Below are 15183 nucleotides of genomic sequence, written 5' to 3'. Positions count from 1 at the left end.
GCTACCTTCAAGCTTGTATGTGTCAACAAATCAGTTATGTTCATTGGATGGAAGATATTATGAGATGTTGACATTTTCACCTTTGATAGGACTACTATATCTAACTATGTAAAGTTTTGTAACGACATTCAACATTTCTGTGGTTGACTATCTTTTCAAATTATATCTAACTCTAGTTCATACCATCTCTAGTTCATACCATAAATTGTGTAGATTTCTTAATAATAACCATGGAGTAAAGACTTAATTATAAGGTCTCGATAACTCAAAAAAATACTCAATCAAACCTCCAAGCCTGGGAGAATTTATTTATAGATTGATAAATATATTTATTTTTAACAATGGAGCAATCTGTTTGATGTAATAACTTTTTATCTACCGTGCGTAGTTGTTGTAATAAATCTTCATAACTATTGAAAGTAAAAATATTAGCAGGATATAAACTTGCCATTCGCTCTAACCATCCAAAGGCGGAAACAAGAGATGGCTTATTACAAGCTATTGCTCTGAGAAGAATGCTGGCAATGCCGAAGTGATAGTTTCTATAGGGTAATATAACTAAGTCAAAGCATGAAATTATTTCATGCATTTCCTCAATATCTAGGAAGCGGTCAATAACAATCAATTTGTCATTTTGTCCTTTGTCTAAGATTTCCCGGATGTCTGAGTAAACACTTCCGGCTAACACGAAGTGAACTTTTTCTCGTTGTAAATCCTGGGAAACTTTAACAATTATATCGGCTCCCTTGCGATAATCTATTCCCCCTGTCATACCAACCAACAAGCTATCCCTGGGAAAATCCCACTTATGTCTTAGCTGCTCGCAGCTTTCAGGAAAGGAAATATCCTCAACAGGATCATTTATGTACCGTACATTACTATATCCTCTCTGTACTAGATAATTGTTAAAGAACTCATCATTAATAATTACCCTATTAAAACATGTAATTCCTTGTTCAAATAACCATTTTTTGACTTTTGGGAAATTTACATAAAAATATTTATAGGAAGCCAAGAATCCAAAAACTTGAAGCCTTGGACTCAACAACCAAATTATAGGTTTAAAAACCAGGGCTAAATAGACCATACCATCTATAGATGGTAGCATAATCACATCTGGACGAAATTTTATCAGTAAAAAAAGAAGATAGATAAATTTCTTCAATAATGATTTGGGAAGTTTTTCAAAAAATCTTGGTAAGAAGTAAAAATTTGTGTTTTTTAAAGTCTCCTTATACTTGTGAATAAATTCTTGATTAAACTCATCTTCATACAAGGCTATTGTTACATTATGTGCTCCTGAAAATTCCTGAGCTAAAATCTTTGTAAAATTGCCCGCGTGACCCTTAAGACTCGGTTCAAGAATAAATACTTTTTTTATCATAAAAAAATATGTTTTTTTATTATGTTTTTAATCTTGTGGAAATGAAGAAAGAGCTTTTCCAATAGTATCTTTAGCAGCAGACCATGAATACCTTGAATTTACTAATTCAAAAGCTTTTTCCATCAAACTTAAGCAAAGTTCTTTACAAGACAAAATTTCTACAATTGCATCAAATAATGTATCGGCATTATCCCGAACTAAAGCATGAACATTATTTTCCGATTCTATACCTTCAATGCCCTTTGGTGTTGTAACAACTGGGACACCAGCAGCAAAAGCCTCTAGAAGTTTTAAACGTGTTCCACCTCCTTGAAAAAGAGGAATCACCGCAACATCAGCAATAGCTAAGTAGTCTAAAGTATTTTCAACTTTTCCTGTCACCACAATATCTTGGTGTTCCTGTGCAGATATGTGCATTGTTTTGCTAGGAGAAGAACCCACTAAAAATAACTTAAACTTAACTTCTTGCTTTCTTAACCTTGGGCATATTTCATTAATCAGGAAATTTGCAGCTACTTGATTTGGATAATATCCATAAGAGCCAATATAAATTAGGTGTTTAATTTCATCGGAATTTCCTAAAGATTTAACCTTGGCAAATCTGTTGCTCCTAACTTTGGCAAAACGTCTACAATCAATGCTATTAGGAACTACAAAAAATTTATTCTGGGCTGGAGATATTTTTTTAAGTAAAAAAGCATCATCATTGCTGCAAGTCCAAACTTGATCAACTGTGTCCATTAGCTTTTGCTCTAGACGCTTTAATAAGCCAACACGATAATAGTTAATTAAAGCCTGTAATCCCTTCCTCAATCCCTGTTTTTGTTTATATTGCTCCTTTAGTAAATCTTCTAGCAAAAATGACTCAGCATTATGTGCATCATAAATTAGTTTGCAAGGAGTCTTGGAAAATGCATTAAGATAAGTTGCGAACCATACTTCTGAGAATATAACTACATCAGGTTTAAAAAATTTAACAATGGACTTTATTTCTTTTTCTACCGCTTTAGAAAATAGAGCATCTTTTTTCAAGCCATATCCAGATATAAAAAATATCAAGTTGTTAATACTTTGACTAAAATTTCGCCACAATGTTATCTCGCCAAAAACAATATTCCTTAAGTAAGATACTTCTTGGGTAACTATCTCACTTTTCAAGATGGAATAATCTTTAACAGATGAATCTAAATTAAGATAAATAACGCCGACAGAGCCGTAATGACTACAGGCAAAAATCGTTTGTTGATTTCGCAAAGATGAACCATTGATAATTTTGTTAGGATTATGTTTTGTTAAAATTAGAATATTCATTCTTGATGATTTGCATAATGGTTTATAAAAAATGGTTTATAAAAGTTGCGTTTTACTATTGCCTAACTACGGTTTTTCTTGACTACCTTGGGCGATGGGACAAGGAGTAGCGATCACTTTCTGGGTCACAAATCTTTCTGGACGCAAGGGAGATTCATGGTTAAAAAGAATACCAGAGAAAGCAAATAAACCATGAGCATCTCAATAATTAGCTACCTGGCAAATCTTTACCAACATAGATTGCAGGGTTGGTGTATTGGATGTATACAATGGGTTTTAATAGCTGTTTTTTTGCTGTGAGTCATCTTATCCGCCCTTGAGTTATAAAGTTTAGCCAGATGAAAAGCCACCTACTGCACCATAGTTTTGAATATTATCACTAAGATTTAATTCAGGAGTTTTTTATTTTCTTCTTCACTGAAGGGAGAACCCACAAGACAGAGTAATAAATCAGGAAAAAGATGACTTTGTAATAAATCAGGAAAAAGATGACTTTAAAAGAGTAACTACATTTAAGTCCTTCTTTAATTTGAGCAATAGCTGCTTCAAAATCATCTTGATTAATTAATGTATTAGCCCGCTTAATGGCATCAATGGCATAATATTCTTTCGCTTGCGTTGTTACTTTTTGGCTAATGGTATGAGGTAAATACAATCTAGAAATTTCAATAGCTTTATGTGTATCAGCAATATTAGCTCCTGTCCTAATTAAGCGAGAAGATTCTGAGCTAGAGTGTAGACGAAAACTCGCTAAAATTTGAGGCTCATACCAAATTGGGTAGTGAGCCGCAATTCGTTTCCACATTTCCCAATCGGCAGCAGATCGGGCTTCGGTACAAAATCCTCCTAATCCCTCATAAGTATTACGCTTGACTACTATGGAAGGGAATTGCACTCGTTGCATTGTGGCAATAAGTTGTAGCCAGTCAGTAAGAATACCAGGTGTTTCTCTTTCAGGCAAAGATAAAAATAGGCATTCATTCTTTTCGTTAATATAACTGTGACGGCAAAAGGCTGCTCCCACTGAGGATTCTTTTTGTATTCCTGCTCGTAACTGCTCATAAAACCCTGACAAGACTAAATCATCTTGATGAAGAATGTGAACCCAGTGACCATGGGCACGCCGAATACAAGTATCCCAATTAGATAACAGACCAACATTTTGAGGATTTCTAAAAAAGGAAATTCGACCTTTACCTATGTCTTGTACAAGTTCTTCGGGATCATCTTTAGTAGAGCAATCATCTACCACTTCAATTTGCATTTCATCCGGCCCTGGATCTTGGACTAGGACGCTTTTTAGTGTTTGCTCTAAGTATTTTGTGCCGTTATAGGCGGGAATCATCACCGACCAAAATGGTCTTTGATATTCTTGTGTAACTGGCTCAATCAATGGATATTTCACTTGTTTACTTCCAGTTAGATTTTCCACTATTCAACAAAAAGTTAGCTGAAGGCTGGGCTGGTGTGGGATATTGTTCTGCGGGAATAGGAATTACTGCGGGCTGCTCTAAAAATCGAGGGTGGTTATAATTGCGAATAACAACACTAACTTTTGGCATTTTCAGTGACTGTTTACTTTATTTACTTCCACCACTTAACGAAAAACGCACACAGTGTGCCTAGTTTCTAACTATGGAGGTGTAGTGCGATAGCAACTTCAGTCGCATTCCTAAAAATCGTCTTAAGAAATATTGACCTCAATGTATCATGTTACTAAAAGGTGATGCAAGTGTTTAATCTGACTTACGAATTTAAACTCAAACCAAATCAAAAACAAATGGCAATATTTTAAGAATGGTTACAAACCCCTCGGTGGGTTTGCAACCATGCTTTGCCAGAGCGCAAAGACTAGAATCAGTCTCGTAGTTGTCAGGTAAATGCTTGCAGTATTCGTAGTTCTTACATCATCCCTGCTCATGCACCTCGCCCCACATTTGCAAGTTAATGTAAGTCTCTGACTGTTGCACGCAAAGAAAATGAGTATTTAAAATGTGTTGATGATCAATCTTTGTAGCAAACATTAAGACGACTAGAAAAAGCTTCTATCAGTATGTGGGAACAAAATCATGGCTTTCCCAGATTTAATAAACAGGGGCGAATGCGTTCTTTTTCCTTGGCTCATAGCTGAGGCTCATAGCTGATAGCGGTAGCGTCGCGTTAGCCATAGTCGGTTAAAAAACTCACTAGGGCTGCTGCAAGGCGATGGACTAAGGGCCCAATAAATCTAATATTTGCCATCACCTAGACAATGTAGCCGGTTTCAACCGGCTTGAGCTTTCACACAGGGGTTTTAACCCCTGGATCTTGGCTAGTTTACCCAGCTGTGTACCCAATATGGGAGGCTATGGATCCTAAGTGGTTATGCTACCTGAAGATATTCCAAGGGGTTTTTAGCCTGGGGTAGAGGTTGGTTATTTTCTTGGTAAAGCTGAAGATAACTTTCAATTACTTGCTGGCCATGTTTGGCTGCTTCCTCATAACTATTCCCGTGGGTGTGGATATCTTGAAAAGGAAAGTCAGGGAGGTGGACTACATAGCAGTTATCCTCTTGAGACCAGAAAATAATCATACTGTAATGTAAATTCATTGCAATTCTTCTAGTCTTGCGAGTCTTTGTTTAACTTGTTTCTCTAAATAGATTTTAGCATCGTCACCATCCTTACCTGCAATTGTCATCGGCATATCTGGCATTTTTTCGTGAATCCAGATTGTGTGACTACCTTTACCAGTCCATTGGATAAATCCAGCTTTTAACAACATTGCCTTTAGTTCTCGAATTTTTCTAGGCATTGAATTAAAAGTTATTAAAAGTTATTAAACAAATCAGAAGTGTTGAATCCTGCAATAAAAATTTACAATTTTTGCGTTTTACCCAGATAAAGTTCATTGTCTATTAAGAATAGAGTCATTAATTCCTCAAATTTTGTATCACCGACGCACAACTTGGACAGTCAACAGTCAACTAAACAAATATATCGCTCCCCGTCAATTGTAAAACACACATAAAACACAGCAAAGGCAGCCGGGGAATTCATTCCCTGGCTAATAGCCGATAGCGGTGGCGTGGCGTTAGCCATAGTCCGTTAAAAACCCACTGGTTTGCCTAGCCTGTAGCTCCCCCACCCAAGCGATGGCTCTCGCTGTGCTGCCCAGCAGACCGCCCTAATACCCAATTAACCTCATATTTGCCATCACCTAGACAATGTAGCGGATTTCAATCGGCTTGAGCTTTCACACAGGGGTTTTAACCTTTGGCTCTTGGCTGGTTTACCTAGCTGTGTACCCAATACGGGTGGCCATGACCCCCGCAGTGTTGGAAGCAGATTGCCCTAATGCCCTGCTCTAAAAATCGAGGGTGGTTATAATTGGGAAGAATGACACTAACTTTTGGCATTTTCACTGACTGTTTATTTTATGTGTTTCCACTACTCAAAGGCGAGTTCTAACGACTTATGCCAATGGGGCAAAACCAAACCAAAATTTTGAATAAGTTTGCTGTTATCTAACAGAGAGTTAGCCGGGCGCTGGGCTGGTGTGGGATATTGTTCCGTGGGGATAGCAATTACCCTTTGGACTAGGTGTTCTGCACTTTTTGGGTCAAGGCGGAGAATTGCCTGGGTAAAATCATACCAAGAAGTTTCACCACTGGCGCTGAGATGATACAGTCCGGTACGGCCATGGCTAAACTCAGACAAATTTCCCATCCCCTGGGCTAAAATTTGGCTAGTTATCTCGGCGATGGCTCGGCTCCAAGTGGGCGCACCAATTTGATCATTCACTACCCGTAATTCTTCCCGTTCTCGTGCTAGTTTGAGGATGGTGAGCAAAAAGTTTTTGCTGTGCAGGCCGTAGACCCAGCTGGTGCGGAAAATGAAGTATTTCCCCCCCACAGCTTGAATGGCTTGTTCTCCTGCCAACTTAGTCTGACCATAGACATTCTGGGGATTTGTTTGATCAGTTTCCTTGTAGGGTGTTTGCTGTTGACCAGAAAACACATAGTCTGTGGAGTAGTGAATCAGGGGAATGTTCAGGCGTTTGGCTTCTTCTGCCATGACTCCCGGTGCTATGCCATTAACCACCATAGCCAACTCAGGTTCTGACTCAGCTTTGTCTACAGCCGTGTAAGCCGCAGGGTTAACAATCACATGGGGATGTATTTCTTGGATAACCCGACGAACTGATTCTAAATCGGCAATATCTAACTGTAAGCCAGGAGTATTGCGTCCTAGGGCTATTACTTCACCCAAGGGCATTAAAGTGCGCTGTAGCTCCCAAGCCACTTGACCATTGGCACCGATTAACAAGATTCTCATACAGTGGATTCCTTGATGACATCTTGGAGTTTCAGCCCTTGTTCGTCTTTCTTTGACAGCAGAGGAGGATCTGATAACGGCCAGTTAATACCTACATCTGGGTCATTCCAAGCCAAAGTTCTTTCATATTGGGGGGCGTAGATGTCTGTGACTTTATATAAAAAATCAGCATAATCTGACAGTACCAAAAAGCCGTGGGCGAACCCTGGCGGTACCCACATCATCCGGTGATTATCAGCGCTGAGATGGACTCCCACCCATTGGCCAAAGGTGCTAGAACCCACTCGCACATCCACAACCACATCAAACACCTCTCCGGCCACAACTCGCACCAGCTTACCTTGGGGATGCTGGGTTTGATAGTGCATTCCCCGCAAAACCTGACGCACAGAACGAGAGTGATTGTCTTGAATGAAGGGTAGGGATATACCGGCTTGTTCTCTCAGGCCTTGTTCTTGGTAGCTGATGATAAAAAAGCCCCGGTCGTCTTGAAAACAGGGAGGTTCTATGATGAGAACTTCAGGAATTTCAGTAGGTAAAACTTTCATGACTGAAATTAAATTAAGTTAAATTAAGTTAAGTGTATTAAATACCTTTGCCATTCTTCCCTAGGTTGGGTTGAACGAAGTGAAACCCAAGGTAAACTCAACGTATTTGTTGGCTTTCGTGCCTCAATGCAACCTACTTAAGATATTTTTGATTTTGGCGAAGGTATTGGTGTATTAAATTGAAATTGAAGCTGCAAGTAAGGTGGAGTTATTCACCTCTAATATTTGGGGTGGGGTTGCTTTTAACAGCTGCATCAGATATTTTCCGTAGCTGCTCTTGGCTAGGGGTTGGGCTAGTTGGTGTAGATGCTCTGCATCAATGTAACCCTGTTGGTAAGCAATTTCCTCTACACAGGCAATTTTTAGCCCTTGTCGTTCTTCCAAGGTTTGAATAAAGCTGGCGGCTTGGTGGAGTGATTCGTGAGTCCCCGTGTCTAACCAGGCATAACCGCGACCTAATAGGCACACCTGAAGCTGTTCTTGGTTGAGGTAGAGCTGGTTGAGGTCGGTAATTTCTAGTTCTCCTCGCTTGGAGGGTTTGAGGGTAGCTGCGAGGTGGCACACTTGGGAGTCGTAGAAGTAAATACCGGGGACGGCATAGTTTGATTTGGGATGTTGGGGTTTTTCTTCAAAGCTGAGGACACGACCATTTTCATCAAAGGAAATTACGCCATATCGTTGGGGGTCGGCTACCTGATAGCCAAATACAGCCGCTCCTTGTTGAAGTTGAGTTGCTTGTCGCAGCACATCTACTAAGCCATGACCATACAAAATATTGTCCCCTAGGACAAGACAAACTGGCTCGTTGCCAATAAATGATTTCCCCAGGATGAATGCTTCGGCTAATCCCCCTGGATAGGGTTGCTCCACGTAGCTAAATTGTAAACCCCACTGGCTACCATCTTGGAGGAGCTGGCGAAATAGGGGTAAATGCTCTGGGGTGGAGATGATCAAGATATCTCGAATATCTGCTAGCATTAGCAGGGATAGGGGATAGTAGATCATCGGTTTGTCGTATACAGGCATGAGCTGTTTGCTCACAACTTGAGTAAGAGGGTAGAGGCGCGTCCCTGATCCACCGGCGAGTATTATACCTTTCATGGGCTAAGTAGTTGTTAAATTTGCATTTGTATAGTATGAACATTCTCAATGTTCATGGGGTAAAGGCAAGTGCCTGACTTTCTTGGTAATGCAGTGTTTATCTGTGCCTTTCATTGCTTGAATCCCAGTCGCTGTCTTTGATACTTACCTTCTAAAGCTCGCTCACACCAGTCTCGGTGGTGGAGATACCAGAGGACGGTTTTGCGGATACCTGTGGCAAAGGTTTCTTGGGGTTCCCACCCCAGTTGTTGGCGAATTTTACCGGCATCAATAGCATAGCGGTAATCGTGACCCGGGCGATCGCTCACAAAGGTAATTAAGTCTGTGTAGCGATTTACTCCGGGTGGTTTGTTGGGGGCTAATTCTTCCAACAAGTCACAAATCATGTGGACAACATCGATGTTACGCAGTTCATTATGTCCACCAATGTTGTAGGTTTCCCCTGGTTGTCCTTGGGTAACTACGGTGTATAGGGCTCGAGCATGATCATCTACATATAGCCAGTCCCGGATCTGCTCTCCTTTGCCATATACTGGTAGAGGTTTGCCATCCAGGGCGTTGAGAATCATCAGGGGGATGAGTTTTTCGGGGAAATGGTAGGGACCGTAGTTATTAGAACAGTTGGTAATGAGGATGGGGAGGCCATAGGTACGATACCACGCCCGCACGAGATGGTCGGAACTGGCTTTAGTGGCGGAGTAGGGGGAACTGGGGGCGTAGGGTGTGGTTTCCGTAAATAGTTCGTCGGTGGTGTGTAAGTCTCCATAGACTTCATCTGTGGAAATGTGGTGAAAGCGAAATTGCCCTTGGGCGCTGGGGTCTAAAGTTTGCCAATAAGCCCGGGCGGCTTCTAGGAGGGTGTAAGTACCGACGATGTTGGTTTGAATAAAGGCGGCGGGGCCGTCGATGGAGCGATCAACGTGGGACTCGGCGGCTAGGTGTAAGATGGCCTGGGGTTGGTGGGTTTCCAGGATGTGGTCTAGGGATGAGCCATGGCAAATGTCAACTTTCTCGAAGTGATAGCGGGGGTTGCTGCTAATAGTAGCGAGGGATTCTAAGTTACCTGCGTAGGTGAGTTTATCAACGTTGATGATGCTGTGGGGGGTGTTGGCTATTAAGTAGCGAATCACGGCAGAACCAATAAATCCCGCACCCCCGGTGATTAGGTATTTCATTAAATTAACTGTTAGGTGTCAATAGGTATTTTTCAAAAAATATTTTTCAATGAGTTCTAATACTTTGGGGGCATTGTCCTCTAGCCTATGGCGATAGTTTGGGTTCATTCAAGGGTTGGTATCTGAATCAGATGATTTAGGTCTGGCTGTTAACTGATATACTTCAATGCTCGACGTGTTGCTTCTAGATAGCCATGACCCCACCGCTGACAGGGTTCTAGATGATTGCCCTCAGCCCATTCGTTCCAAGCATTGATGAACACTATGCCCTTCTGGGATGGGTTAGTTACTGTTTCTTGTAAAACAGACCTGAGCCAAAGTTCATACTTTTCAGGGGTTGAACCATGAAATATTGTAGCTCCTTGCTTACGGCGAGCTGTATTATCCCAGGAGGGTGTGACGCAGGGAAAGCGTAAATAACCAGGGGATGGCTTCTGCAACATCCGCTCAACCATTTGTGAGTAATCGTAGTAGTTAGGTTGATTTGCCTTTATTAACTTTAACCGTTTTAACCAGCGCCTAAGTCTTCCCTGTACAGGGCTGGGCAAGTTTGACCAATCTGGTTGAAACTCCACTGCTGCATCAAAACCTACTGCGGTGGGATCTTGATGCTCATGTGCAAAACTTTCCACACGGCACAAAAATAATTCTCCCACACCAAGGCGACGGGCTTCCTCTCGCCAAATTTCCGTGGTTTGTTTAGGGTTGGGAATTTTGGTGGTTCTATACACGAGGAATAGAGGCTTACCATCAATGCGGATGTATCGTGGGTCCTGGAATGCTTTCACTAACCATTGCATATGCAGGCGATCGCTTTCTTCGCCATAGACTTGCTCGGCTAGAATTTCTTGATCTTTACCATCCCAACGGCGAGTCCAGTTCTCATTTGCCCAACATAAACAAAAGGGGAAGTCGGGTTTACCTGACTCTAAAACTTCATTGAAGGGGCGCTCTAATAGTCGCTTACCATTAAACCAGTAGTGGTAATAACAAAATCCATGTATACCATACTCCCGTGCTAGGTCTGCTTGGTCTTGCCTTGTTTCAGGGAGTCTTAGGTCATAAAATCCCAGGTCAGCAGGTAAATGAGGTTGATAATGATCTTTAAATAAAGGCTTTGCTTTGGTGACGTTTGTCCATTCGGTGAAGCCTTTACCCCACCACTCATCATTTTCAGGAATGGGGTGGTATTGGGGTAGATAAAAGGCGATGGCACGAATGTCAGAATTTAATTTTGACATTGAATTTATTGTTTTGATGCTAAATTTTAATAACCCGCTTTACTGCTTCCAGATAAGCTTTGCTGTTGCCTAAGTCCGGATCTAAATGATTTCCTTCAGCCCATTCATTCCAGGCATTAATAAAGACGATATTATCATCTAAGTCTTGACGTAAAAGCAATTTACTAACTACCTCAGATAATTTATCCTCAAACTCTTGGGGAGTTGAATTTTTCAAAATAATAGACTTTTTTCCCCTTCTAGGACTATTATCCCAACTCACAAAAACTGGGTGTAAGACAAGATTTGATACACTAATCATACCTTTTAAAACATCCTCTTAGTATTTTATATTTTTACATATTTAAAATATATTCTTTGATAAAGTTTTTATCAATGCTTACTTGTTGATTCTTTGCATAATATATACTGCTCGTTTCCAAACATCTTCTCCTTTCTTCTAAATAAAATGCTTCATCTGTAGTCAGCTTTTGAAGTTTATGGATTAATCGGTCAAAAGGTAATGCGAAATCATTTTTAAAACAGTTTAAATCTGGAGTAAAATAAGCATCCTGTAAAGTGAGAAAATAGCTAGGCAATCCACTCGCAGCAGCAACGGCTAAGGCTCCGCTGAAAAGACCTACTGCAATAGAATTTCTCTGGATATCTACTTCAAGTTTTAATCTAGGATGAGATATATCAAATTTGTGAGGATAATTGATACTACACCACTCCCAAAACTCAAAAAACTTAGATTGTGGATGTGGTCTAATCACTATTTTTTCTACAGGATCACATAGAAGTAGTGCTTTAATTAAGCGTTCAGTTTCTTCGATGAGTTGGCTTAATCCGTTAAATTTACAAGCTCTATCAACAGACTGATCAATAATCAAAACAGAACGCCTAGAAAAATTATTAATTTGTAATTTTATACTATCAGTGATTGAACCCACAGGATAAAATTCTGAACATAAATTGGATTGATTAGTTGCTTGAGCAAATTGATGATTAAGTTCTGTCATTAACTTTGCTGATTGCTCTCCGAAGGTCAGAAAACGATCAACTCTAACAGGAACATCTAGTGTATGGCTAATTACTCCATGTTGAAAACATATTACTGGAATCTCTTTCAATTTTGAACTTTCAGTTATTGATACAGAAAAATCATCCCATTCACATCGCAAAATTACGAATTTAAAGTTTAAGTTTTTTTGTATATGTAGCCACGAAAATTTATTATAAATAGCCGATTCTATCGAGGAATAAACTTGACGATTAATATTTATTCTATTTTTTGCCAGTATCCTAGTAACTTCTCTAAAATCTGCTTTAGCAATTATTTTAGATAATACCCTTACTATTTTCTTCTGAAACCATGTCATTTCAGAAATAGGGTTTATGAGCATAACATTCTTACTTGTAACTAGATCATCCAGTTCACCACTAAGAATTTGCTTTATTTCATTGTTGCATACAACACATACAATTAAACCCAGAGAGGTACATGACTCAATCAGATTCAAAACTAGCTTTTTTTCTGTAATTCTGTTAAATGTACAAAATGAAGGATTGATTAAAATATCACATTCGATTTTTGTATTCTTCTGAATAAGAGTTAAAAGTTTTTGATATAACCCAGTTATTTTTTTATTTAAAAAACTGTTGTTTATAAAACCAGATTTTTCTGCTAAAGGTTCTGTATCTGCAAAACTAACGTTATAAATTATACTCCTAAAATAGAGATTAAAACGACTATCTATCTTTCCCAAAAGTTTTTGGCTCTCCCAAAAAGCTTCTGCTTCACCTGCTAAGGGAAAGTTAAATTTTTTAATTAAGTCATCGTTCATTGTATTTTAGAATATGAGAGTATTTGTATTAGAGATAGTTCTCTAGTTTTTGCAGCGCTATCCAAAAGCCTTCGCCTTCATTTTTATGCCCCTGCCAAATTTCGGGGATAAATGACGCATTGGGTGCAGTCTTGTGTAAATCTTCCGCTAAAGCCGGAAAGTCAATTTCACCTTCTCCAATTTGTAAGCCTTCTCCATCCAAACCCTCGGAATCGGCAATATGTAAATGGGCTACATAAGTTCCAATTTGCTCAATAAACTCTTTGAACGACAATTTATGGTGATTGCACGCCAACTTGGAATGTGATATGTCTAGACAAACTCGATACCCATGTTGACGGCAAAAGTCGGCGGTATCCTGGGGGTCAACGAACAAGTTATGATAACGTTGTCCACCAAAATGCCAAGGGAATGGGGGCATGGTTTGGGGAATCACTTCAACGCCTGTAGCATCAAGTTGGTCAAGGCTATCACTTAATAACTCATAAAGCTGCTCTCTTTGCCATTGCTCCATTGCTGCATCTAAAGTAAAGCCTCCCACATTGGTAACAATACAGGGACGAATAGCCTGCTTAAAGTAAGGTTTGAGTTGTCGAGTAATGTCAATTACTCGCTGAAGTTCGGCAATGGAATGCTGACGGTAAGCTTCATTTTGGGAACAAAGATCCAGTAAGTGGTCACCAGCAAATAATTCTGGAGCATGAACTACTAAATCTAAATCTAGAGGCTGTTCAAAAAACTGATGAATATCTTGTTCTAAATCTTTGTAACTCAGGTGAAACTCTAGTAAATCGGGATTAGTTTTAGCTAAAAGCGCCTGAAAATCGTGATAGCGAACAGGTAAACCCCACGGACGTTTAAAATGGTATTTTCTCCCCTCTACCCGTTCATGGGCTAAATCACTGGGATAGAAGAAGTCACCGGGTTTAAACTCGCGTTTTGCTGGTTTACCAATCAGTTCAGCTTTGCGATTTGGCTGCAAACCTTTACCTGGGCTTTTCACCTCAATCATACCCTGGGTAATGATTTCCCCTGGTTTGAGGTTGCAGTTAATTACTAAGCTTTTGGCTAGTGTTTCCCGGTTCATTAACTCACCCTGGCTGAGTTTGCGATCGCCACTTTCTCCCAGGGACTGTTCAACTTGGCGAATTCCTTCCACCATGAGGCGAAACTCCTCTGGTAACAAGCTCACTTTGTGGTCGTTCCCTTCCATGGTTTTGTCTAGGGTGAAGTGTTTTTCAATCACCTTTGCACCCTTAGCTACAGCAGCTACAGCAACATTAATTCCCCGCTCATGTCCAGAGTAACCAACAGGACAGTCCCCAATTTCTTTTAATCTTTCTATGTAATTGAGGTTAACATCCTTAAATGGGGCTGGATAAGTTGAATTGCAGTGCAACAGTACATACATGGCTCCCAAGCGTTTGAGTAACGCCACAGTTTCGGATATTTCCTGCTCCGTGGCCATCCCTGTGGAACAGAGCAATGGCTTACCTGTTTTCGCCAAAGCTGTTAAAAGATCATGGTTTGTTAAATCAGCAGATGCAACTTTATACGCCTGCATCCCGTATTCTTCTAACAAAGCTAGACTTTCTAAATCCCAAGGAGTACAAAGAGGTAAAATTCCCTGAGAACGGCAATAGTCAAAGGCTGCAAACAGTTCTTGGGAAGTTAGTTGAAAGCGTGATAGTAAATCCAGTGTGTACTGTGAACCTAAATCTTCACTCGCATCATTAGCATTACCTGCATTGCTATAGAGAGATTTGAGATCCCGCATTTGGAATTTTGCACAGTCGGCTCCTGCTGCTATGGCTGCATCAATCAACTGTTTTGCTAGTTCTAAACTACCGTTGTGATTATTACCAATTTCCGCAATGACAAATGTAGGAAATTGGGCATCAATGATAAAATCACCAATACGGATGCCTTGAGATTTCCGACAAGCAACTGCTACTAAATGACGGTTTTTATCTAAAAGGGGGATAAATTCAATTTCTGGAGAAAAGTAAGATTGAATCTTTGCCGGGTCTTCTGTGTAATCAACATATTTATAGTTTTTGTTAGAAATTTTAGAGACTGGTTGATTTAAATTAATAGTGTCTTGCTTCACCAACCAACGGCGAAAGTCCCCATCGGTGAGGACACCTTCTAAAACTCCTGCTTCGGTGACTGAAAAGATAATGCGGTTTTTGTTGTCGCTGATTTTTTTCAGGGCGTTGATGATATCGTCTTCAGCGAAGACAATATATTTGGATAGGTTCTTATCTATAATCATTTTTTT

The 15183-nt window shown here is 40.0% G+C and carries 14 protein-coding genes and 1 pseudogene; all 15 read right to left on the bottom strand.

Features of this window, described 5'->3' with window-relative positions:
• Nucleotides 1-277: 277 nt before the first annotated feature.
• The 15 genes and pseudogenes from NWP25_RS11335 to NWP25_RS11265 all read right to left on the bottom strand — a co-directional run bounded on the left by NWP25_RS11335 (nt 278) and on the right by NWP25_RS11265 (nt 15177).
• Nucleotides 278-1384, bottom strand: a complete 1107-nt coding sequence (locus NWP25_RS11335) for a glycosyltransferase (RefSeq protein WP_280699428.1) — start codon at nt 1382-1384, stop codon at nt 278-280.
• Between the two features lie 27 nt (nt 1385-1411).
• The gene (locus NWP25_RS11330) at nt 1412-2695 is read right to left on the bottom strand and encodes a glycosyltransferase family 4 protein (protein ID WP_280699426.1); all 1284 of its coding nucleotides are present in this window, start codon (nt 2693-2695) and stop codon (nt 1412-1414) included.
• A 66-nt stretch (nt 2696-2761) separates the two neighbouring features.
• Nucleotides 2762-2881: pseudogene (locus NWP25_RS11325) on the bottom strand (GDP-mannose 4,6-dehydratase); the annotation flags it as partial.
• A 205-nt stretch (nt 2882-3086) separates the two neighbouring features.
• Entirely contained in the window at nt 3087-4100 is a 1014-nt protein-coding gene (locus NWP25_RS11320; protein WP_280686489.1) for a glycosyltransferase family 2 protein, read from the bottom strand.
• Nucleotides 4101-4104: 4 nt separating this feature from the next.
• Entirely contained in the window at nt 4105-4257 is a 153-nt protein-coding gene (locus NWP25_RS11315) for a hypothetical protein (protein ID WP_280699424.1), read from the bottom strand.
• 800 nt (nt 4258-5057) lie between these two features.
• Entirely contained in the window at nt 5058-5285 is a 228-nt protein-coding gene (locus NWP25_RS11310) for a type II toxin-antitoxin system HicB family antitoxin (RefSeq protein ID WP_280649869.1), read from the bottom strand.
• The gene (locus tag NWP25_RS11305; protein ID WP_280649870.1) at nt 5282-5488 is read right to left on the bottom strand and encodes a type II toxin-antitoxin system HicA family toxin; all 207 of its coding nucleotides are present in this window, start codon (nt 5486-5488) and stop codon (nt 5282-5284) included. Before NWP25_RS11305 ends, NWP25_RS11310 begins: the two co-directional genes overlap by 4 nt.
• Before the next feature lie 635 nt (nt 5489-6123).
• Nucleotides 6124-7011 (bottom strand): dTDP-4-dehydrorhamnose reductase, encoded by an 888-nt coding sequence (rfbD, locus tag NWP25_RS11300; protein WP_280687591.1) that lies wholly within the window; start codon nt 7009-7011, stop codon nt 6124-6126.
• Nucleotides 7008-7559, bottom strand: a complete 552-nt coding sequence (rfbC, locus tag NWP25_RS11295; protein ID WP_280657349.1) for a dTDP-4-dehydrorhamnose 3,5-epimerase — start codon at nt 7557-7559, stop codon at nt 7008-7010. Before rfbC ends, rfbD begins: the two co-directional genes overlap by 4 nt.
• Nucleotides 7560-7733: 174 nt before the next feature.
• On the bottom strand, nt 7734-8660 hold the full coding sequence (gene rfbA, locus NWP25_RS11290) for a glucose-1-phosphate thymidylyltransferase RfbA (RefSeq protein ID WP_280699422.1): 927 nt from the start codon (nt 8658-8660) through the stop codon (nt 7734-7736).
• A 110-nt stretch (nt 8661-8770) separates the two neighbouring features.
• Nucleotides 8771-9835, bottom strand: a complete 1065-nt coding sequence (gene rfbB / locus NWP25_RS11285) for a dTDP-glucose 4,6-dehydratase (protein WP_280699420.1) — start codon at nt 9833-9835, stop codon at nt 8771-8773.
• A 149-nt stretch (nt 9836-9984) separates the two neighbouring features.
• Nucleotides 9985-11076 carry a glycoside hydrolase family 99-like domain-containing protein gene (locus tag NWP25_RS11280; protein ID WP_280699418.1) on the bottom strand — a complete coding sequence of 364 codons (1092 nt, stop codon included), beginning with the start codon at nt 11074-11076 and terminating at the stop codon, nt 9985-9987.
• 19 nt (nt 11077-11095) lie between these two features.
• Entirely contained in the window at nt 11096-11377 is a 282-nt protein-coding gene (locus NWP25_RS11275; RefSeq protein WP_280699416.1) for a glycoside hydrolase family 99-like domain-containing protein, read from the bottom strand.
• Between the two features lie 34 nt (nt 11378-11411).
• Entirely contained in the window at nt 11412-12902 is a 1491-nt protein-coding gene (locus NWP25_RS11270) for a hypothetical protein (protein ID WP_280649876.1), read from the bottom strand.
• A 28-nt stretch (nt 12903-12930) separates the two neighbouring features.
• A complete protein-coding gene (locus NWP25_RS11265) occupies nt 12931-15177 on the bottom strand; it encodes an N-acetylneuraminate synthase family protein (protein ID WP_280649877.1) in 2247 nt (748 codons plus the stop codon).
• Nucleotides 15178-15183 lie beyond the last annotated feature (6 nt).

The sequence above is a fragment of the Umezakia ovalisporum Ak1311 genome (assembly GCF_029891685.1).
GTDB lineage: Bacteria > Cyanobacteriota > Cyanobacteriia > Cyanobacteriales > Nostocaceae > Umezakia > Umezakia ovalisporum.
Note: the sequence above shows the minus strand (reverse complement) of the source record. Positions and strands in the feature narration are given on the sequence as shown.